This window comes from Skermanella sp. (assembly GCF_059503625.1).
In genome coordinates, this window is the sequence record NZ_JCACHA010000574.1 from 1 (window position 1) to 19,757 (window position 19,757).

Genomic DNA, 19,757 nt, shown 5'->3' on the forward strand with positions numbered 1-19,757 from the left:
CTTACGCGCAGGCGATCCAGCAACTGATCCGTCGCCGTACCGGTGACATCAAGGCCCGCTTCCCGCTGAAATTCCTCGATAGCACTCCGCGTCCGGTTTCCAGCAATCCCGTCGGGTGGTCCTGTCCGGTATCCTAACCGATTCAGTTCCTGCTGGACATTCGCGATCAGGTTGCGTGTTTCACGGTCAGTTGCTGCATCACCAGAGGCGGTGCGACGACGGGCTTCAGCGAGCTGTTCCGGCGTCAGCCGCACAGCCATCCTGTCGCGCAGAATTGCCGCGTCGCGATGGCCGAGTTCTGCGGCCCGCTCGAACCAGCCATAAGCGGTGATGGCATCGCGCGGGTGGCCCAGTCCGTCCACGTAGATTCGGCCCAGCCAGTATTGGGCATCCGGATCGCCTTCACGGGCGACTTCTTCGAACTGCCTTGCGGCTAAAGTGAAGTCGCCGCGATTGAACGCGAAAAGCGCCTCGTCGTATTGAGCCGCTGCCGATCCCACTGTCGTCACTATCGCGACTACGACCACGGTTGTCAGCAGCCTTGAACGGCCCGCCGTTCCTCGCATCGGCAGAAACCGTTCAGCTCACGATCTTCCAGGTTCCGTCGGGCTGCCGGCAGGCGTTGCCGCGCGCCTGTTCGGCCCGCCCGCCTACATAGACGGTATGCTGATATTCGCGGCAGGTCTGACCGCTCTGATCCTGGTATGTGCGAGTCGGTTCGATGGTGCCCCGGTTGCCGGTCTCGGGATTGCTCCACTGGATCGGCTCGCCCCGGGCGACGGCACTCTGTTCGGCCTGGGTCGCCGTGTGGCGGTCGTTGCCCTGGAGATAACCGCCAAGCTTTCCGCCGGCCAGGGCACCCGCCAGCGTACCGACCGCCGTTGCCGCCAACCGGCCACTGCCGCCGCCGATCTGCGAACCGAGCAGCGCACCGCCGGCAGCACCGCCCAGCGTTCCAACCGTCTGCCCGGTATTCATCCCCTCGCAGGCTCCCAGGCCCAGAGACAGGGCGGCGAAAGCCGCGATGGTCGTCCTGCGCATCTTCATGACATTCTTCTCCGTTACGGGCTTGGCTGGCCCGTCAAACGTCACGAAGATTCAAAGGTTCCAGCCGGGCTGCCCCGAAAATGCCGAACCGTGCCGGGGAATGAAGCGCAGGGACCGCTGTTTTCCGATCGGGGTGATCAGACGAACCATGATTGCCGGAACGACAACGAAATCAGGAGCAAATCATGTCGCGTATGGCGATCGCCTTTCTCGGTCTTGTTCTTCTTGGAACGAGCGCCTGTGCCAATCTGATGAACTCTGGAAGCAACACGACGCCGGAAGGGCGGTCCACGACTTCCGGCGGCGCTGCATTGGGTACGCCGGGGAGCAACGGCCCTGCTACCGGCGCTCCCCGCACAGGTAACAGCGGGGGCGCCGGCGATGGAACCACCCCCGGCGACCTGATGCGCCAGGGCTCCATTCCGGGTGAGGACAAGCTGGACTGATCAGCCGAACAGGCGGAGGAGGCCGGCGATCAGCCGACCGTTTCCGCTGACATGGCCTCCAGAGCATGGAGAGCGATCATCGTTTCCTCGCTGGTCCTGACGATCATGACCCTGGTCCGCGAGCCGGGCGCCGAGATGACGTCGGCACCCGAGTCGTTCGCGCCGCCGTCCAGCTCGATCCCCAGCCATTCCATGCCGTCACAGACCCGGCGGCGGACATTGGCCGAGTTTTCGCCGATGCCGGCCGTGAAGACCAGAGCGTCGATTCCACCCATTGCGGCCGTCAGGGCGCCGACCTGCTTCTGGATGGCATAGACGAAATAATCGATGGCGGCGGCGGCATGAGGATCGGCGCTCTGCTCCAGGTCCCGCATGTCCGAGCTGATGCCCGACAGTCCTTTCAGGCCCGATTCGTGGTAGAGCAGCCGCGTCACTTCCGGGACGGTCATGCCGAGCGAGCCCATGAGATGGAGCAGGACGCCCGGATCGAGCTGTCCACTGCGCGTGCCCATCGCCAGCCCATCGAGCGCCGTGAAGCCCATGGTGCTTTCGACGCTGGCGCCGTCGCTGATCGCGCACATGCTGGCGCCGTTGCCGAGATGGGCGACGACGACCTTGCCATGGGCGATGTCCGGCGCGATTTCCAGCAGGCGCCGCGAGACATATTCATAGGACAGGCCATGAAAGCCGTAGCGGCGGACACCTTGTTCGTAGAACCTGTACGGGATCGCGAAGGCTTCGGCTGCGAAGCTGTGGCCACGATGGAACGAGGTGTCGAAGCAGGCCACCTGAAGCACGCCCGGATAGCGGCTCTCGACCGCTTCGATCGGCGCCAGATTGTGCGGCTGATGCAGGGGAGCCAGCGGCACCAGTTCCCGCAGCTTCGCCATGACGGCCGGCGTGATCGCGACGGGGCCGCTATAGTCGGCGCCGCCATGGACGACGCGGTGGCCGACCGCGAGGACCCGTGCATCGCCCAGGAAACCGTCGAGCCACTCGCTTATGACATGGAGGGCGGCGTCGTGGTTGGTGGGGCCGGTACCGTCGGGCCAGCGGGTTTCAGCCAGGACCGCGCCGTCCGCACCCTTGGCGATGAAGTGCGTATGGGTGCCGATGCCTTCGATCTGCCCGACCGCGAGCATGCGGACCGTATCCGGCCCGGTCGGGGTCTGGACCGAGAACTTGATGCTGCTGGATCCGGCGTTGAGAACGAGGATGCTGTCGCTCATTGCTGTGCTCCCGATACGCCGTTGAGGTCGAGCAGTGCCTTGCCGGTCTTCCGGTAGGCCTGATAAAGCTGCGCCAGGGCGCAGGAGGCCAGGCGGGATTTCTCGTCGTCCGCCCGGCTGGTCAGGATGACGGGCACCTGTGCGCCGAGCACGAGACCGGCGGCATCCGCGTGGGCGATGAAGGTGAGTTCCTTCGCCAGCATGTTGCCGGCCTCGAGGTTCGGCACGATCAGCACGTCGGCCCGGCCGGCGACGAGCGATGCGATGCCCTTGGTCTTCGCGGCTTCCAGATCGACCGCGTTGTCCATGGCGAGCGGACCATCGACGATGCCGCCCTTGATCTGGCCGCGCTCCGCCATCTTGGACAGGACGGCGGCGTCGATCGTGGACGGGATCTTGGGGTTGACCGTTTCCAGCGCGGACAGGATGCCGACGCGCGGCTGGCTGATGCCGAGGGCCAGCGCCATGTCGATCGAGTTCTGGACGATATCGACCTTGGTTTCCAGCGAGGGCAGGATGTTGATCGCGGCATCGCTGACCAGCAGCAGGTGGTCCATGCCCGGCACGTCCATCACGAAGACGTGGCTGATCCTGTGGTTGGTGCGCAGCCCGGTGCCGGCCTTGGTCACTTCGTGCAGCAACTCGTCGGAATGAAGGTTGCCCTTCATGATGGCGCCGACCTTGCCCTGATGCACCATCTCGACGGAATGGAGCGCCGCCGCTTCGGATTGCAGGATCTCGATCAGCGGATAGCGTGAAATGTCCACGCCCATTTCGGCGGCTACCGCGCGGATGCGCTCCCCCGGACCGATCAGGACGGGGTCGATCAGGCGTGCTTCAGCCGCCAGCACCGCGCCGCCCAGGGAACTGCGGTCGGTCGGATAGACGACGGCGGTGGCCAGCGGCGGGAGCGTCTGGCAGGCATGGATCATCCGGGTGAATTTTTCGTGGCGCTGGACCACCAGCTTGGGCAGTGCCGCGTCGGGGATGTCGATATGCTCGGTCGGCGCCAGCACGTCCGCGATGCCGTCGGCTACCAGCTGGCCCTTCTGGTTGGTCAGGGTGCAGTCGAGGATGACGATGCCGGGCTCGTGCTTGGCGGTCACGGTGACGGTGATCGCCAGATCGTCGCCGACATGGACGCGCTCATGGAAGTTCAGCGTCTGGCTGCGGTACCTGGTCCCGGCGCCCGGCAGAGAATTGCCGAGGATGGCTGAAATCTGCGATCCGACCCACATGCTGGGTGCGACGGTATCGGGATCGGTGTGCCCGTCGCGGTCCTTGTCATGAGGCAGCGACAGGGGATTGAGATTGCCGGATGCGTGGGCGAAAATCACAAGATCGTTCGCCGTGCAGACCCGGTGGATCGTGGCTGTATCGCCGACTGAAATCTCGTTGAAGGTCCGGTTCCGTGCCATAGGGGCCCTGAAGTCGCATCGGCTGCCGGGACAGCCGGGAAGTTGCGGTAGCCGAGCACGGGAACGGGGCAGCGGAGTGTTACGCGCGGTTGACCATTCCCGCTCGGCATCGCCACTGTAGGGGTGTACTGTTACAAGATCATTATTATTCGCGACTTCCTGCTGCGCTGCGGCAACAAGGCGCTGACCCGAAGGCGGGGAGGAGGCGCCGTTCCACCCCGGCCTATAGGTTCCGACCCGTGGACGATCGTCCGGTCAGGCGCTGCGCGCCTGCGGACGGTCGAAGCCCTGGTGGATCGCCCAGAGCGCCGCCTGGGTCCGGTTGGCGGCCTTGATCTTCCTGAGCAACTGCTTGACCGATGCCTTGACGACCATTTCGCTGAGCGAAAGATGCGTCGCGATCATCCGGTTGCTGTCGCCGTTGACCAGCCTCTTCAGGATTTCCGCCTCGCGGGCCGTCAATCCGCGCGGAGTCGGCGCGTGTGGAGCCGTTACGACCAGCGGCGCCATGATCTTCGGGAACACGATCTGGCCGTCCATGATCCGGTCCAGCGACGAGGTAAGTTCGCTCGGCTCCAGCTCCTTGGTCAGGAAACCCTGGACGGGGAGGTCGCCGATCTGGCGCATACGGTCCAGGTGCATGCTGGATGCCAGCATGACCAGCCGCGCTTCGGGAAAGGCTGCCCGCAGCTGCGGGATGGTTTGCTGGGAGTCGCCGCTGGGATCGACCACGACGAGCTGCGGCGCCACCACGGGGGAGGGGGACCGCATCGCCTCTTCGATCGAGGCGTATTCGGCAACGACATGGTACCGGGTGGCATCGAGCAGGCGCACCAATCCTTGTCGGAACAGGCGGTGCGGGTCGATCAGCAGGGTCGGAACCGGTTTCATCGGTATTCTCCATCGCGGGAACCTGGACCCGAGAAAACCACGCGACGCTGCCGCAGGCAGTGAACTACTTCACAAGCCAACCGGAAGTTTGGTCTTTTTTATGTCTCGGAGCTTTTTGCAACAGGGGGATGAAAGCAGGGGTTCAGCCCGCATTCCTCCCCGATGACTCGCAATGAAGTCGGGATACTTCTGCGAAGAATATGCTCGATGAGGTTTTTCAATTTTCGATAACGGGAGTTGCCTGCGGCATTTAGTCCATTACGGGACATATCCGCTCGATCGGCAAACAGGTGAACTCCTTGCTTTGCTTCATGAATCCCGATCCCGGACGTCAGCCGGAAGGCGGCGCAGCATAACAATGGGATGAGCGGAGCATGCAGCGGCGTTTTCCTTGCTCATGAACACAAGCAATGATTATAAAAGTTCACTTGTCGGAAGTTCCGGGGGTGGGCTATTTAGTAAGCTGCATGAATGACAAAGCTAACTAATCATTTGCCGGCAGATTCTGGCCCCAAGGTTAATTATTTGGAAATGGGAGAGGAAATGGTTAAGTTCCTGCCAGATATGCGCCGCACCTGGTTTTTCACTATGGTCGCGACGGCGTTTTCATTGTTAAGCTTGCATACCTCCGTACAGGCGCAGGTTATCAAGGCTGCCTACGTGGAACTGCCGCCCTATACGTATACCGATGCGTCCGGCAGTCCCCAGGGAAGTCTGGTCGAACTTCTGGCGAAGGTAGCCGCCGACGCTGGATATACCTATACGGCGGAGTCGGCACCGGCGCGCCGGCTGTTCCAGGGGGTCGTCGACGGTCAGTACGACTTGTTCATCGGCATCAAGACGCCTGAAGCTTTCCAGGGAACCACCCTCGCCAGCAAGTCGGTCATCGCCAACATCGAGCTGCGGGCATGGGGGATCGGCGGAACACCTGCCGTCAAGGCCAGAGGATCTTGCCGGCAAGCAGGTCATCGTCCTTACCGGCTATTCCTATGGCGGCTGGCGAACGTATATGGACGACCCGGCCAACGGCGTTCAGCTGATCGAGGCGCGTACTCCCGAGCAGGCGTTGCAGTTGCTTACCGCCGGCCGCGCACCCCTTCTGCTGCAGTATGCGCTGCCGATGGCGCGGGCATTGAAGGCCCAGCCGGCGCCGGACGTGCAATCCACCCTGAAATCCAGTCTGGACTGTCACTTCGTCGTATCCCTGAAACGCCCGGATTCCGCAGCGCTTGTGGCCAAGCTGGATGCCAGCTACGAAAAGCTGAAGGCGGCGGGCGCGCTTCCGTGAAGATTTCCGCTGGAGCCGCCGACAAGGCGGCGCCGTGTTCCTTGAAGACGTTGAGCGCAAGCGGACCATGCCAACAAACAATCAGACGCCCCACGCCGCCGAAATCACCGGCCGACTTGGAATTCGCCAGAAGGCCCTGCTGCTGATCGGCGCGACGCTGCTGATTTTCGGCATGCTTTCGGTCGCCTTCACGCTGTACAGGTCCGGCGAGACCGCTTACGCGGACCTGCACACCAGGGCCGAGATCATCGCGGCCCTGCAGGCGCGGTCGGCGGCGATCCCGCTTTTCGACTTCGACTTCCAGCAGGTGGCGGAGATCGTCAAGGCGTCGGCCGGCGATCCCGATTACCTGGCGAGCTTCGTGCGCGATACCAAAGGCAAGGTCGTGGCGGGGGACGGCGACCTGAAAGCGGGGAACGGCTTCATCGAGGTGATGCAGGAGATCAGGGGCGGTGCGTCCGGTCAGGCGACCAAGATCGGCGAATACGTCCTGCGTCTGAAGACGGCAAGGATCGACAGCCAGTTGCGTGAGCAGGCCCTGATCCAGGTCGGGGGAGGAATCGCCTCCATGCTGATCATCGTCGGCATCCTCTATGCCATCATCGCGTCGTTCAGCGGCCCGCTGGAGAAGCTGACGCGGCTGGTCGCACGGCTCGCCCACGGAGATCACGGCGTTTCGGTCCCGGATACCGACCGGCGCGACGAAATAGGGGCGCTGGCCCGTGCGGTCGACGTCCTCAAAGCGAAGGCGCAGGAGCGTGAAAGGCTGGAGGCGGAAAAGATCGCCAGCCAGCGGGCCGAAGCCGCCCGGGCACACCGCCTGACCGAACTTGCCGCGGCTTTCGACAGCCGGGTCGAGCTGGCGGTCGTCGAGGTATCGGGCACGGCCGGCCAGATGAAGGCCGGCGCCGAGGGCGTGCTGGACGGAGCGCTCCTTGCCGACAGGCGCAACGCCACGGTCGCCGATGCCGCCGGCAGGGCATCGGAGAACGTATCTATCGCCAGCGCCGCGGCGGAGGAATTGACGACGTCGATCCAGATCATCGCCGAAAGCGTCGGCCAATCGGTACTGGTGTCGGAGCGCGCGATCGGGAAGGCCGAAGAAACCCGCCGCACCGTAGAGTCGCTGGCGGAGGCCGCACACAAGATCGGCGAAGTGACCGAACTGATCAACCAGATCGCCGGGCAGACGAACCTGCTGGCCCTGAACGCCACGATCGAAGCGGCCCGCGCCGGCGAGGCCGGCAAGGGCTTCGCCGTCGTAGCGAGCGAGGTCAAGAGCCTTGCCAACCAGACGGCCCGGGCGACGGACGAGATCGCCGGCCAGATCAAGGCGATCCAGTCGGTCACGCACGACACCGTCAACGCCATGCAGCAGATCTCGTCCGCGATCACCGACCTCAACGAACGCTCCGGCCGGATTTCGGCAGCGATCGGCGAGCAGCTCGGTGCGACGACGGAGATCGCCCTTCAGGTCAGCGGTGCGGCGGAAGGCGCCGAGACGGTCGCCGTGACGATCGGCGAGGCTGCCGGGGCGTCCCACGCCGTTTCGACCGCCGCGCGCGAGTCCCTTGCGCTGGCTGCCCGGCTCCAGGAGCGTTTCGTCGCTCTTCAGGGAGAAGTCAGGCAGTTCCTCGATTCGGTCAAGGCTGCATAGGCGGTGTGCTCCGCATAGGCGGCGTGCATAGGACGAGATGTTTCTGTTCTCCGGATTGTTTATAACTCGTTACGGCCCTTGGTCAGCGAGCGAGGGCGGTCCCGAAGCACCGGAGCACTCCTACCCTTGCGCAAGCCTGCTGGTCCCGGCGGCTTCGGCGGTATCGCCCGAGCCCTTCGCAATCCGAACTACGGTCTCTATACCGCCGGCAATGCCGCATCCCTGATCGGCACCTGGATGCAGCGCATCGCGGTAGGCTGGCTCACCTGGCAGTTGACCGGATCCGGTGCCTGGCTGGGCGCCATGGCATTCGCCGATCTGTTCCCGACCGTCATCATCGGTCCCATCGCCGGTGCCGCCGCCGACCGCTGGGACCGGCTCCGCGTCACCAAGATCAGTCAGTCGCTGGCGATGGCGCAATCGGTCGTCCTGTTCCTGCTGACCGTCAGCGGCCTGATCACCATCGAGCTGCTGCTGGTCCTGACGGCGGCGCTGGGCGTAATCGCGGGCTTCAACCAGCCGGCCCGTCTGGCGCTGATCCCCAGTCTGGTGCGGCGGGAGGATCTGCCCGCCGCCGTCGCTATCAACTCGATCATCTTCAACTCGGCCCGGTTCATCGGTCCGGCGGTCGCCGGACTCATGATCGTCGCAGGCGGCATCTCCGCCGCTTTTGCCGCCAATGCGGTCAGCTTCATCTTCTTCCTCGCGGCCTTGTCCCGGATTCGGCTGGAACCGGCGATGATCGAACCCCGGATGGAGCGGGGTTCGCTTCTGGGTGATGTCGCCGCCGGCATCCGCTATGCGGCCCGTCATCCGGGAATAGCGCCGCTGCTCATGCTGCTGACGATCGTCTGCATCTGCGTCAGGCCGGTCGTGGAACTGCTGCCGGGCTTCGCTGCGGCTGTCTTCGCGTCCGGGGCGGACGGGCTGGCCGTCCTGACATCGACGGTGGGAGCGGGCGCCGTGCTCGGCGGATTGTGGCTGGCGCGGCGAAGCGGCGATCCCGCCGGGCTGACGACCCTGGCACTCGGCAATACCCTGGTGCTGGCGCTCGCACTGCTCGCCTTCGTCGCCAGCGACCGGTGGTGGATCGCCTTGCCGGCGCTGGCGGTTCTCGGTGCGTGCATGGTCGTGACCGGTGTCGGAACGCAGACCCTGCTTCAGCTGTCCGTCGACGGGTCGATGCGCGGCAGGGTGCTCAGTCTCTACGGCATCATCTTCCGTGGCGGTCCCGCGGTCGGCGCCCTCATCATGGGGATCGCATCCGAGCGAGCCGGCCTGCGTCTGCCGCTGGCTGCCGGCGCTGTCGTCGCCGTGCTGGCGTGGCTGTGGACATGGTCGTCGCGCTCACGAATTACCGGCGCGCTGGAGGAGGCGGAACACGCCGACTGAACCGAACTCGGATGTGGCAATATAAAGTTCTGGAGACAGAAAAAGATTTCCAAAACTGAGAAACGAAATTACCGCATGATTGTTTTAATTTAAGGATGTTCTTTTGCAAGCATTGTCTCGCGCGTTAGTACAGTGCATTCATTCAATATCTATTGTTTTCGTCATACTCCATAAGCTATACTAACGCACCTCTGATTCACGAGATCGCTCGGTCTCAGTTAGCCATGATTGAAAACAATGCAGTTAATTTCGCTTCCCTTGTCGATCTTGCCGGTCATTTCGCTGACCCAGCCGGTCGATCCGGCAACCCGACCTTGCCGTGTCGTCGTGATCGACGATGACCGGGCAGTCGGGCAAGCATTCGCTTGGGCATTGGAGGACATGAACTGCCAAGTCATTGCGGCGTCACATGTAGCCGAGGCTCTGGCTCAAATGAAGCGTCAGGAGTTCGTTCCGGATGCCGTGATGGTGGACTATCATCTTGACGGTCAAACATCGGGGCTTAGGGCCATTCACCTGATTCGCCGCTTATTCGGTCCGGCTATTCCCGGCGTGATCATCACGGGCGACATATCCGTCAATGAGTCTATCGAGCCGGCGGCAGAGAATATCCAATGGCTGTACAAGCCGGTCGGTTATTCATCGCTTGCTGCCATGGTCAGCGAGTTCGTATCTGCAATGAATCGGTCGCAGGCGGCTGTCGATCATTGATGCCTGGATTTCCTGGTTCGTCTCCGAACCGTCGCTGGTGAGAAATTCGCGCGAGCCGATAGTCAGATACGGATAGGCTATGCCATACCTTTGGATCTACCGGTCCTGGGAATTGGGTTGATGGCACTGAAGCTAGGCACGACGATCGTTCGCCTCGGCAAATTTCGCGGCATTTTGCGCGGTTTGCGGCTGAGGCTCGTCCTGCTGGCCATGTGCGGGATCGCTCCTCTCACCTTGCTGGTCAGCGAGATCCTGGAGGCGCAGCGTCAGGAGGAATTGTCGGAAGCACGTCAGTCGGTGCTCCGTCTTACCCACGAGGCCGGGCACCGGCAAGCCGATCTCCTGTCGAACGTCGAGAACCTTCTGGGAATTCTGACATCCATCCCGTCCGTCAGGAATCACGATACAAGCGTATGCAGCGACATACTTGCCGATATCTTCTCGCACGAAAAAGGCCTGACCAATATCTGGACTGCAAGACTGGACGGCAGCGTATCCTGCTCCGACGATCCGGCCGGCCTCCAGCTCAGCATGAGCCAGCGGCAATACTTCCACGATGCACTCGATACGGGCGAATTCGTCGTCAGCAACTATATAGTCGGGCGGCTGAGCGGCCGTCCCGTCCTGGCCACGGCGCTTCCCTTCCGGTCCGACGACCGGAGACCGGATGGCGACGGATTCGATGGCGTCGTATTCGCGAGCATCGATGTCGACTGGCTGTACCACCTTGCCGGATACGAGGTCGATGGAACCGAATTGGCGCTCGTGCTGATCGATGCCAACGGCACCATTTTGGCCACCAAACCGCAGCGGCCTGATCTCGTCGGCAAATCGATGCCCGATCACCCGCTCATACAGGCAATGCTGGCATCCCCCGAAGGTCAGGGCGAACTGCCGGATATCCAAGGGGTCCAGCGGATTTTCGCTCATGTTCCCCTGACCGGAACAGGTGCCAGGCTTGCCTTGGGCATCGATCGCGCCGCGACCTTGGAGGTGGTGGATCAGCAGCGTCTGTTGAGTCTCGCCACCTTGTTTCTCGTCGCGTTCTGCTCGATCGTGATAGCGGTGCTTGCCGGCGAATTCCTGATACTCCGCTGGCTGGATGCGGTAAGGGAGGCGGCTGCACGGTTGGGCAGAGGGGACCTTTCCGTCAGGGCGCCGCTTCCGCCCGGTGGCGAACTCCGCGAGCTGGCGGGCGCCTTCAACGACATGGCCGACTGCCTTGAGCAACGGGAGCGAAGCCGGATCGAATCGGAAGCGCGGTTCCGGGACATGGCGGAGGTTTCGAGCGACTGGTTCTGGGAAACCGGAACCGACCATCGGTTTACGTATATGTCTCAGGGTATCGGCATGATCGGTGCCGACAGTTCCCGCTTCATCGGGAAAATGCGGCAGGAGCTGGCGACCTCCATGCAGACCGAGGAAGAGCACGCATCCTGGGCCGAACTTGCCGCGACGCTGGAAGCGCGCAGACCGTTCCGCAACTTTATCTACCGGGTCGTCGGGGCCGACGGCACGGATCATTATATCGCCAGCAGTGGAAAGCCGGTCTTCGATAGCGATGGCGTTTTCGTCGGCTACCGCGGAGTGGGCCGCGACATGACCGATGCGGTCGAGACATCCCGTGCTATCACCAAGGCCCGTGAACAGGCGGAGGCGGCCAACCGGGCGAAATCCAGGTTTCTGGCGGTGATGAGCCACGAGTTGAGAACTCCCATGACAGGCGTGCTCGGCACCATCGATCTGCTAGGCAGCACTCGTCTTTCAGCCGAGCAGAGCCAGTGGCTCGACATCATGAGGACCTCGGCGAAAACGCTCATGAAGGTCTTGAACGACATCCTCGATTTCTCGAAGATCGAAGCGGATCAGATAAAATTCGAGTCGATCGACTTTCCGCTTCAGCAAGTCGTCGACGAGGTTGTCAGGCTTTTCGAGCGCTCGGCCCTCAACAAGGGTGTCGTGCTGGAACAGGTAAGCGATGGCGTCAAGAACAGGATCGTTCGCGGCGACCCGACCCGCCTGCGCCAGGTGTTGCTGAACCTTGTCGGCAATGCGGTCAAGTTCACCGAGCATGGCCGCATCACGATCAGGGTTGTGGCTCAGTCCGCAGGAAAGGAGACGTTGAGCGTCCATTTCCAGGTGCAGGATACCGGAATCGGTATCGGAGAGGCTGAACGCGCCAACCTGTTCCAGTCCTTCTCGCAGGCCGACAGTACGACGACGCGCCGATTCGGCGGTACGGGTCTTGGGCTTGCCATTTGCAAGCGCCTGGTGGAAGGCATGGGAGGGAAGATCGGACTGGACAGCAGGCCGGGCGGCGGTTCGACCTTCTGGTTTACCGTGCCTCTGGGGTTCGGCAGCCTCGCGGATCGCTCCGAGCTCGCCAGGCAGGTGGTTCCTGCCCCGATACCGCGCCGTATACTTCTGGCGGACGACAACGACCTGAACCGCTTGCTGCTGGTCAGCATCCTGAAGCGGGCCGGGCACAGCGTCGTGGCTGTCGAGAACGGTCTGGCCGCGGTCGAGGCCGCCGGCACTGCCCGGTTCGATGTCGTGATTCTCGACCTTCGAATGCCGATCATGGGGGGGCAGGAGGCGGCGGCCAGAATACGTGCATCGGGCAATGGCGATGCAGGGACGTCCTGCGGTATTCCACTGATCGCCTTGACGGCCGACGCCAGACCGGACGGCGCGCGAGAGGATGCGATCGATGGGATCGCCGAATTCGACTGCTGGCTGACGAAACCGATAGACTGGCTGGAACTGAACAAGGCAATCGAAGAGTGTATCCGCAAGGCGGAAAAAGCTGAGCACGCCGCAATACGTTGAGGAACAGCCGCCGCGATGGTCCGTTAGCGTCGGACAGCAAATCGGCTTCGGCGGCGCAATCGCGCTGTTATGGCCCGAAGAGCCTAAAGCGTTGATATTATCGGCGGATGATGCCGTGAACGGTTATCTCGGCTGCCGCTACAGGGGATGAGTGGGAAATGAGCCTGATCGACGACGTTGAAAAGCGGGTGAAGCAACGCGCTTACGAGATTTGGGAGCGGGAAGGGTGTCCCGAGGGGCGCGAAGCCGACCACTGGGCGCTGGCAAAGGAAGAAGTCGCCATCGAGGACAATCAAAGCCAGGCGCTGATGCCCAATCCGTCGCATGGAGGCGATGATACCGTCGTCCATCCGGAACCGGTGGAGCCGCTGCTTGCCGCTGACAGTCTGGGCGAAGATACCGGCGGGCCGACCAATCAGTCCGAAGAGCAGCCCTTGCCGAAGAAGACGCGGGCGCGGCGGCCATCAGGTACCGAGACGGCTACGACAACGCGGACGAGGAAGGCCAAAGCCAAGGAATAAGCGCCCGGCGAAAGGGCAGCCTGTCGAAGATGCCCGAGCGTGCGGCGGTGCTCAGGCCGCGTCGCTGACGGCAATCAGACCGCCGAGAGCGCCGTAAGCCTTCCTGTCCGCCCGCATCAGCTCCAGCGTTTCGCGCAGGCTTTCCTGCGCGAAAACGCAGGTCTGGCGGTCAAGCTCGGCACGGGTCAGTTCGATGAAGCTGTCGAGCAGGCGGGCATGCACGCGGCAGGCAGAGCGGAGTTCGGAGGCAATCACGGGAGAACGCATGGCGGCTGGCCCTTCGGCTCATGTTGAACGTAGAGCCATTTAGCGTTTTAGCTGTTAAAGACTGGTAAATGAACGCGTTAACAAGTTCTTTGCAGAAGAACTACCTCTTTTGAGTAACCTGTTTACTCCACTATCCGTTTCTTGCCATCACTTTCCGTGTGTGAAGTAGCCGGTCCATTTCGCCCTTCATTTCCGCTCGGACCAGACGCTCCGGCTTTCGGATCCGGCCGGGGCGGGATCAGCCCGGTAAGCCGCGCATATGCGGCTTCACGGAATTCTTCCATGACTCCGGCGACTTCCTCCTGTGAGCGGCCAAGCGATCTCAGCAGCGTCCCGGCGAGGTGCAGACTGCCCTCCATCATCTCGGGAACGACATGGGTGGCGCCGGCCTCCTGGAGATGGATCTGGTGCTCGTGATCGCGGGCACGGGCATGTATGTCGAGCAGAGGACACAGCCTGCGGATCGCCGCGACGGCGCGTTCGGCGGCCAGCGGCTGGTCGAGCGTCACTACGGCCGCGCGGGCACGGCCTATGCCTGCTGCCTTGAGGACTTCCACCCGGCTGGCGTCGCCGTAATAGATGGGAAGACCACGGGCGCGACCTTCGGCGATCCGGGAAGGCTCCAGGTCGAACGCCATGTAGGGGAGTCGCTGCGCTTCCAGCAGGCGGGCGACGGTCTGGCCGACCCTGCCAAAGCCGGCGATGATGACGTGGCCCTTGAAATCGCGGGCGTCCTGTTCGGTCCTGCGCAGTTCCGCCAGTTCGTTCCTGGGAGTCAGCGCGACTGCCAGACGCCGTCCGGCCGTCATCAGGAACGGGGTCAGCGCCATGCTCAGGGCGACCACGGCAAGCATCATCTGTCCGGTTTCCATCGACAGGATGCCCAGCGTCATGGCGAGACTGAACAGCACGAAGGCGAACTCGCCGCCCTGTCCCAGGCTGAGGCCGACATGGGTCGATACCGCCATCGGGAAGCCGAAGGCGCGGCACAGGCCGGTCATGACGAGTGCCTTGCCAGCCACCAGCGCCGTCACCAGCATCACGACGACGGCCGCATGCTCCACGACGAGGGAGAGGTCGATCGACATCCCGATGGTCATGAAGAACAGGGCCAGAAGGATGCCGCGGAACGGTTCGATGTCGCCTTCGACCTGATGGCGGTACTCGGTCTCGGCGATCAGGAGACCGGCCAGGAAAGCCCCCAGGGCCATCGACAGTCCGGCCATCTCGGTGAGATAGCTGACGCCAAGGACCACCAGCAGGGTGACGCCGGTGAACAGTTCCGGCGACTTCGCCGAGGCGACGATCCGGAGTGCCGGGCGGAGGAGCAGCCGTCCGACGATCAGGATCAGGACCAGCGCTCCGACCGCCTTGAGCGCCGCCAGCCCCAGTGCTCCGGCGAGGCGCGTGTCATGGGACGCCAGCAGCGGCACCAGCGTCAGCAGCGGCACCACCGCCAGATCCTGGAGCAGCAGGATCGCGAAAGAGACGCGGCCGTGACGGGTCGGCAACTCGCCCCGTTCGACCAGGATCTGGAGGACGATGGCGGTCGAAGACAAGGCAAGTCCGCCGGCCAGGATGACGGCGGCTTCCCGGGGCTGGCCCAGCCAGCGCGCCACCAGCCAGAACAGGCCGGCCGTCAGGACGACCTGCAAGGTCCCCAAGCCGAAGACGTGGCTGCGGATCGCCTTCAAGCGCTCGATCGAGAGTTCGAGCCCGATGGTGAACAGCAGGAAGACCACGCCGAAATTGGCGAGGATCGTCACGCCGGAGATGTCGGAAACGATCCCCAGGGCCGAAGGTCCGATCAGCGTTCCGGCGACGAGGTATCCGAGCACGGGACTTGAGCGCAGCCGCTGGAAGATCGGAACTACCAGGACGGCGGCGGCAAGGATGATCAGGACATCGTGCAGGTCTTGGCTGGTGGGGTGCATGCTCGCGCGCTCGGGTCGGAATTCGGATGAAGAGCCGTATCGAGGAGATGCTTACTCGCCCCGGACCTCTTCCACCATATCGACCAGACGCGTATAATCCTTTACGACCAGAGTGTGGCCACGACGCTCGACAAGGCCGCTGCGGGCAAGATCGCTAAGAACCCGTGCAACCGTTTCGCGTGTCGTGCTGACCCGGCTGGCGATATCGCCATGGACGGGGATAGGGGTGATTTCCGCCGTGTTGTCTGGGCGCAGGCCCGGTTTGGCGAGGCGGACGATCTCGGCGTGGACCCGGTTGTTGGCGCCGAGCGTGCTCAGATCCATGATCCTTCCAGTTGCATTACGGATGACTGCGGCCATTCGCTGCATGACGATCAGCGCCACGCGCGGATGGGTCGTCACGATCTCCTGGAACAGGCGCGGCGGTACGAAGGCGATCAGCGTATCGGTCAGGGCGATCACGGTCGCCGATCGGCGGCCACCGTCCAGGGCCGACAACTCGCCCATGTAGCCGCCGGCGGAAACGTCGTCGAAGCTGATCTCCCGGCCCGACATGGAGAACATGACGACGCGCACGCGCCCTTCCACCACGAGACAGGCGTCCCTTGTATCGCTCAGGTGATCGATGATCTGCTCATCTTCCTTGTACCGGCGCCACCGGCACTGCCGGACGATGGCCGCCCGCTCTTCCGGCGTCAGGGACGCAAACAGATCGATCTGATCGAGCGAGGCGATCTGCGCTTCCGACACGGTTGAATTCTCCTGATGAACATCGATTGGGTCGGAGGATACCTCACGCGGACCGCCGCCGCGACCCTCCAGAATTCCCTTCCGATAAGCCGCCCAGCACCGTACGGAGTTGTTGCATGAGGCCATACTCGACCGATTTATAGCAGGACGGGAAACAAGCCATTGTGCCGCAGCTTGCGGCGGCCCATCATCCGTTCCTTTGTCAGTCCAAGATTTGGAAAGTCAGGTTCAGCCCTTGCTCCCCAGCGATCCCGTCAAGACCACCGATCCAGCGGCCCTCGAAGCGGGCAAGACCGGCAAACCGTTGCGGATAGGCCTTCTGGCCCGCATCCGCGCCTATTTCCTGGCCGGCATCCTGGTAACGGCGCCAGTCGCCATCACGCTTTATCTGGCCTGGGCGGTCATCGATCTGATCGACAATTCCGTCTCCAGGCTGCTGCCGGCGCAGTACAACCCGGAAAACTACATGCCGTTCAGCGTGCCCGGACTTGGCGTGCTGATCGTCATCCTGACGCTGACCCTGATCGGCGCCTTTACGGCAGGGGTGATCGGGCGTCTGGTGATCCGCATGGGCGAGGGCGTGCTGGCCCGCATGCCGATCATCCGGAGCGTCTACGCCGCGACCAAACAGATCATGGAGACGGTGCTGGCCAACCAGTCCGCCGCCTTCCGCGAGGTCGTGCTGCTGGAATATCCCCGGCGCGGGATCTGGACGCTGGGCTTCATCTCCGGCCAGACCCATGGCGAGGTGCGGGACCTGAGCGCCGACGACGTCGTCAACGTGTTCGTGCCGACCACGCCGAACCCGACATCCGGCTTTCTGCTGTTCGTCCCGCGTTCCGAGCTGCATGTACTGTCGATGACGGTCGAGGAAGGCATCAAGATGGTGGTTTCCAGCGGGATCGTGACTCCGCCGGAACGACGCAAGGTGGAAGGACAGGCGGTAACCGAAGTGCCGGCACGGGCTGCGGCGACGGTCGAGTAGGGCGGCTTACCGGCTGTTTTGTCCCGGCTGCTGGGGCCGAAGGGGGAATTCAGTCGTTACCACCGTGAAATCCCGCCGCCGCGAGTCCGCCTGCCCGAATGTCCCAGCTTGCCGACAAACTTCCCCGTAGCGAGCCGCATCGCTCGACCTCGACTCTGCGGCGGCAGCTGACGCGGCTGAAAAACGTCATCCCGACGCGGCGGCTGCGGAACAGCGAGACGGTGCTGATCCTCATCAGCGCCGGGATCGGGGCGGTGGTGGGCTTGGGCGTCGTGCTGCTGCACGATTTCGTGGGATATCTCCACCACGTCGTTTTCGGGCTTGGCGAGGACCGCTATCTCAGCGAGGGAGTGGGAATCGCCGCAGCGACCATGGTGATGGCGCCGGCGCTCGGCGGACTGCTGGTGGGCACGCTGATGTACTTCGTCCGGCGCTGGCGTCCGGGCGATATCGTCGATCCGATCGAGGCCAACGCGCTGTTCGGGGGCAGGATGTCCCTGATCGACAGTTTCCGGCTGACGGTTTCGACCGTGATTTCCAATGCCTGCGGCGCTTCCGTCGGGATGGAGGCGGCCTATACCCAGACCGGTTCCGGCCTATCGTCCGCCTTGGGGCAGCTGATCCGGCTGCGCCGGGGCGACTTGCGCATCCTGACCGGCTGCGGGGCGGCTGCCGCCATCGCCGCCGCCTTCAACGCGCCGCTGGCAGGGGCTTTCTACGCCTTTGAACTGGTGATCGGCAGCTATACGCTGGCGGCCCTGGCTCCGGTCGCGGTGGCGGCCCTGACCGCAACCGTCGTGGCGCGGGCTACGATCGGGGTGGCGCCCATTTTCTCGGTCGATGCCTCGACGGTCGGCGTCAGCGCGCTGGACTACGCCGCCTTCGCCTTGGTGGGCTTCGCGTCCGGCTGGCTCGGCATCCTGACGAATGCAGGCCGTAACGGTCGCGGAGCGGATTTTCCGGAAGATCGCTCCGCCGATCTGGCTGCGGCCTGCCCTGGGAGGGCTGTGCGTCGGGCTGATCGCGCTGTGGGTGCCGCAGGTGCTGGGCAGCGGCCATGGAGCGCTTCAGATGATCCTCGACATGAGGCTGGCGATGCCGCTGCTGATCGCCATGCTGGCGGCAAAGATCCTGGCCTCGGCGGTGTCGCTGGGAGCGGGGTTCCGGGGCGGTCTGTTCAGTTCGTCGCTGTTCCTCGGCAGCCTGTTCGGCGCCCTGCTGGCGGATATCGTCAGCACGGTCTACCCGGCGCTGGAGGTCGCGGATACGGCGTTCATGCTGGTCGGCATGGGGTCGGTGGCGGCCGCGATCATCGGCGCACCGGTGACCATGGTCATGCTGGTGCTGGAAAGCACCGCCGACTTCCCGGCGACCGTCGGCGTCCTGACAGGCGTCGTGGTGTCCAGCGTGGTGGTGCGGAAGGCGTTCGGCTACTCCTTCGCGACGTGGCGCTTCCACCTGCGCGGCGTGCCGATCCATGGCGCCCATGACGTGGGATGGATCGACGATCTGACGGTGGTGCGCGTGATGCGGCGGGATCAGAAGACGGTGCCTGAATCGATGACGGTCAGCGGTCTGCGCAAGATCTTTCCCCTGGGCAGCGTCAAGCTCGTTTTCGTCACCGACGAGGGCGGCCAGTACAGGGGGCTGCTCGACATGGCGGCGGTCCACAATCCGGAGCTGGACGAGCAGGCGGAGGAAACGCGGGTCCGCGACCTCAGCCGCAACGGCCGCTACTTTCTGCTGCCGCGCACCAATGTCAGGACGGCGCTCCGTCAGTTCAGCGAAGCGGAGGAGGAGAGTCTGCCCGTCCTGGACAATCCGACGAGCCGGAAGGTCGTCGGCTACCTGACGGAAGCCTACGCACTACGCCGCTACAACCAGGAACTCGAGCGCCAGCGCAGCGACGAGTTGGGGACCAAGCACCTGTACGGGGCGGACTGAAGGACCGTTCGATCCGGCGGGACGATGCCGGCGCCGTCCTCAGCCGGAGCGCAGGTACTTCACCGCCTGATCGCGTTCGAACAGGTAAAGCAGGACGCGGAGCGCCTTGCCGCGTTCCGATTGCAGCTCCGGATCGCGGTCCATGATCAGTCTGGCGTCGTCGCGGGCCGCCGCCAGCAACTCGCCATGGACGGCGAGGTCGGCAAGGCGGAACTCCGGCATGCCGCTCTGCCGAGTGCCGAGCACTTCGCCGGCTCCCCGCAGGCGGAGGTCTTCCTCGGCGATCAGGAAGCCGTCCTCGGTCCCCTTCATGATCGCCAACCGCGCCTTGGAGGTCTCGCTCAGGGGGCTGTCGTAGAGCAGGATGCAGGTGGATGCCGCCGTGCCGCGCCCGATCCGGCCACGCAGCTGGTGCAACTGGGCAAGGCCGAAGCGCTCGGCGTGCTCG

At 63.7% G+C, this 19,757-nt stretch carries 18 protein-coding genes and 3 pseudogenes; 11 read left to right on the top strand and 10 right to left on the bottom strand.

All coding sequences use genetic code 11. The annotated features are described in order from the left end of the window. Together AC5JJ6_RS13685 and AC5JJ6_RS13690 are read right to left on the bottom strand one after the other, a co-directional pair. A partial coding sequence (locus AC5JJ6_RS13685; protein WP_496042580.1) for a peptidoglycan-binding protein occupies positions 1-527 on the bottom strand: 527 nt, incomplete at its 3' end. Between the two features lie 52 nt (positions 528-579). Beyond that, entirely contained in the window at positions 580-1,047 is a 468-nt protein-coding gene (locus tag AC5JJ6_RS13690; protein ID WP_496042581.1) for an RT0821/Lpp0805 family surface protein, read from the bottom strand. Positions 1,048-1,232: 185 nt separating this feature from the next. Between AC5JJ6_RS13690 and AC5JJ6_RS13695 the strand changes: the two genes are divergently transcribed. Beyond that, positions 1,233-1,493 carry a hypothetical protein gene (locus AC5JJ6_RS13695; RefSeq protein WP_496042582.1) on the top strand — a complete coding sequence of 87 codons (261 nt, stop codon included), beginning with the start codon at positions 1,233-1,235 and terminating at the stop codon, positions 1,491-1,493. A gap of 29 nt (positions 1,494-1,522) precedes the next feature. Here the strand turns inward: AC5JJ6_RS13695 and AC5JJ6_RS13700 are convergent, their stop codons facing one another. The 3 genes from AC5JJ6_RS13700 to AC5JJ6_RS13710 form a co-directional block, all read right to left on the bottom strand. Beyond that, positions 1,523-2,722, bottom strand: a complete 1,200-nt coding sequence (locus tag AC5JJ6_RS13700; protein ID WP_496042583.1) for an acetate/propionate family kinase — start codon at positions 2,720-2,722, stop codon at positions 1,523-1,525. After that, complete coding sequence (locus tag AC5JJ6_RS13705; protein WP_496042584.1) at positions 2,719-4,140, bottom strand: bifunctional enoyl-CoA hydratase/phosphate acetyltransferase; 1,422 nt, start codon at positions 4,138-4,140, stop codon at positions 2,719-2,721. Before AC5JJ6_RS13705 ends, AC5JJ6_RS13700 begins: the two co-directional genes overlap by 4 nt. A 255-nt stretch (positions 4,141-4,395) precedes the next feature. Continuing rightward, positions 4,396-5,031: a LuxR C-terminal-related transcriptional regulator gene (locus AC5JJ6_RS13710; RefSeq protein ID WP_496042585.1), complete on the bottom strand. Its 636-nt coding sequence runs from the start codon at positions 5,029-5,031 to the stop codon at positions 4,396-4,398. A 588-nt stretch (positions 5,032-5,619) separates the two neighbouring features. On the opposite strand from AC5JJ6_RS13710, the pseudogene AC5JJ6_RS13715 reads away from it, so the two are divergent. The 7 genes and pseudogenes from AC5JJ6_RS13715 to AC5JJ6_RS13745 all read left to right on the top strand — a co-directional run. Continuing rightward, a pseudogene (locus tag AC5JJ6_RS13715) lies at positions 5,620-5,853 on the top strand (transporter substrate-binding domain-containing protein); the annotation flags it as partial. Positions 5,854-6,040: 187 nt separating this feature from the next. After that, a complete protein-coding gene (locus AC5JJ6_RS13720; RefSeq protein ID WP_496042595.1) occupies positions 6,041-6,319 on the top strand; it encodes a hypothetical protein in 279 nt (92 codons plus the stop codon). Between the two features lie 67 nt (positions 6,320-6,386). After that, positions 6,387-7,976: a methyl-accepting chemotaxis protein gene (locus AC5JJ6_RS13725; protein ID WP_496042586.1), complete on the top strand. Its 1,590-nt coding sequence runs from the start codon at positions 6,387-6,389 to the stop codon at positions 7,974-7,976. 126 nt (positions 7,977-8,102) lie between these two features. Beyond that, positions 8,103-9,368: an MFS transporter gene (locus AC5JJ6_RS13730; RefSeq protein ID WP_496042587.1), complete on the top strand. Its 1,266-nt coding sequence runs from the start codon at positions 8,103-8,105 to the stop codon at positions 9,366-9,368. Positions 9,369-9,605: 237 nt separating this feature from the next. After that, on the top strand, positions 9,606-10,079 hold the full coding sequence (locus AC5JJ6_RS13735) for a response regulator (RefSeq protein WP_496042588.1): 474 nt from the start codon (positions 9,606-9,608) through the stop codon (positions 10,077-10,079). Between the two features lie 120 nt (positions 10,080-10,199). Next, positions 10,200-12,908: an ATP-binding protein gene (locus tag AC5JJ6_RS13740; RefSeq protein ID WP_496042589.1), complete on the top strand. Its 2,709-nt coding sequence runs from the start codon at positions 10,200-10,202 to the stop codon at positions 12,906-12,908. Between the two features lie 158 nt (positions 12,909-13,066). Continuing rightward, positions 13,067-13,429 (top strand): DUF2934 domain-containing protein, encoded by a 363-nt coding sequence (locus AC5JJ6_RS13745; protein ID WP_496042590.1) that lies wholly within the window; start codon positions 13,067-13,069, stop codon positions 13,427-13,429. Positions 13,430-13,480: 51 nt separating this feature from the next. Here the strand turns inward: AC5JJ6_RS13745 and AC5JJ6_RS13750 are convergent, their stop codons facing one another. The 3 genes from AC5JJ6_RS13750 to AC5JJ6_RS13760 form a co-directional block, all read right to left on the bottom strand. Continuing rightward, positions 13,481-13,696, bottom strand: a complete 216-nt coding sequence (locus AC5JJ6_RS13750; protein ID WP_044429177.1) for a hypothetical protein — start codon at positions 13,694-13,696, stop codon at positions 13,481-13,483. Between the two features lie 122 nt (positions 13,697-13,818). Continuing rightward, complete coding sequence (locus AC5JJ6_RS13755) at positions 13,819-15,630, bottom strand: monovalent cation:proton antiporter-2 (CPA2) family protein (RefSeq protein WP_496042591.1); 1,812 nt, start codon at positions 15,628-15,630, stop codon at positions 13,819-13,821. A 51-nt stretch (positions 15,631-15,681) separates the two neighbouring features. Next, positions 15,682-16,380: a Crp/Fnr family transcriptional regulator gene (locus AC5JJ6_RS13760; protein WP_429645005.1), complete on the bottom strand. Its 699-nt coding sequence runs from the start codon at positions 16,378-16,380 to the stop codon at positions 15,682-15,684. 235 nt (positions 16,381-16,615) lie between these two features. Here AC5JJ6_RS13760 and AC5JJ6_RS13765 point away from each other — a divergent pair, with 235 nt between their 5' ends. Further along, positions 16,616-17,365 carry a DUF502 domain-containing protein gene (locus AC5JJ6_RS13765; RefSeq protein WP_496042592.1) on the top strand — a complete coding sequence of 250 codons (750 nt, stop codon included), beginning with the start codon at positions 16,616-16,618 and terminating at the stop codon, positions 17,363-17,365. A gap of 334 nt (positions 17,366-17,699) precedes the next feature. On the opposite strand, the gene AC5JJ6_RS13770 is transcribed toward AC5JJ6_RS13765, so the two are convergent. After that, on the bottom strand, positions 17,700-17,906 hold the full coding sequence (locus AC5JJ6_RS13770; protein WP_496042593.1) for a hypothetical protein: 207 nt from the start codon (positions 17,904-17,906) through the stop codon (positions 17,700-17,702). On the opposite strand from AC5JJ6_RS13770, the pseudogene AC5JJ6_RS13775 reads away from it, so the two are divergent. Together AC5JJ6_RS13775 and AC5JJ6_RS13780 are read left to right on the top strand one after the other, a co-directional pair. Then, a pseudogene (locus AC5JJ6_RS13775) lies at positions 17,815-18,234 on the top strand (chloride channel protein); the annotation flags it as partial. The gene AC5JJ6_RS13770 and the pseudogene AC5JJ6_RS13775 sit on opposite strands and share 92 nt — an antisense overlap. A gap of 58 nt (positions 18,235-18,292) precedes the next feature. Beyond that, the gene (locus tag AC5JJ6_RS13780; RefSeq protein ID WP_496042594.1) at positions 18,293-19,309 is read left to right on the top strand and encodes a chloride channel protein; all 1,017 of its coding nucleotides are present in this window, start codon (positions 18,293-18,295) and stop codon (positions 19,307-19,309) included. A gap of 39 nt (positions 19,310-19,348) precedes the next feature. On the opposite strand, the pseudogene AC5JJ6_RS13785 reads toward AC5JJ6_RS13780, so the two are convergent. Then, positions 19,349-19,757 (bottom strand): annotated as a pseudogene (locus tag AC5JJ6_RS13785) (ATP-dependent DNA helicase RecG); the annotation flags it as partial.

Excerpts from the sequence above, each read along its gene's own strand:
- AC5JJ6_RS13690 (WP_496042581.1), bottom strand. The coding sequence starts at position 1,047 with ATGAAGATGCGCAGGACGACCATCGCGGCTTTCGCCGCCCTGTCTCTG.
- AC5JJ6_RS13695 (WP_496042582.1), top strand. The coding sequence starts at position 1,233 with ATGTCGCGTATGGCGATCGCCTTTCTCGGTCTTGTTCTTCTTGGAACG.
- AC5JJ6_RS13700 (WP_496042583.1), bottom strand. The coding sequence starts at position 2,722 with ATGAGCGACAGCATCCTCGTTCTCAACGCCGGATCCAGCAGCATCAAG.
- AC5JJ6_RS13705 (WP_496042584.1), bottom strand. The coding sequence starts at position 4,140 with ATGGCACGGAACCGGACCTTCAACGAGATTTCAGTCGGCGATACAGCC.
- AC5JJ6_RS13710 (WP_496042585.1), bottom strand. The coding sequence starts at position 5,031 with ATGAAACCGGTTCCGACCCTGCTGATCGACCCGCACCGCCTGTTCCGA.
- AC5JJ6_RS13720 (WP_496042595.1), top strand. The coding sequence starts at position 6,041 with ATGGACGACCCGGCCAACGGCGTTCAGCTGATCGAGGCGCGTACTCCC.
- AC5JJ6_RS13725 (WP_496042586.1), top strand. The coding sequence starts at position 6,387 with ATGCCAACAAACAATCAGACGCCCCACGCCGCCGAAATCACCGGCCGA.
- AC5JJ6_RS13735 (WP_496042588.1), top strand. The coding sequence starts at position 9,606 with ATGCAGTTAATTTCGCTTCCCTTGTCGATCTTGCCGGTCATTTCGCTG.
- AC5JJ6_RS13740 (WP_496042589.1), top strand. The coding sequence starts at position 10,200 with ATGGCACTGAAGCTAGGCACGACGATCGTTCGCCTCGGCAAATTTCGC.
- AC5JJ6_RS13745 (WP_496042590.1), top strand. The coding sequence starts at position 13,067 with ATGAGCCTGATCGACGACGTTGAAAAGCGGGTGAAGCAACGCGCTTAC.
- AC5JJ6_RS13750 (WP_044429177.1), bottom strand. The coding sequence starts at position 13,696 with ATGCGTTCTCCCGTGATTGCCTCCGAACTCCGCTCTGCCTGCCGCGTG.
- AC5JJ6_RS13755 (WP_496042591.1), bottom strand. The coding sequence starts at position 15,630 with ATGCACCCCACCAGCCAAGACCTGCACGATGTCCTGATCATCCTTGCC.
- AC5JJ6_RS13780 (WP_496042594.1), top strand. The coding sequence starts at position 18,293 with ATGCAGGCCGTAACGGTCGCGGAGCGGATTTTCCGGAAGATCGCTCCG.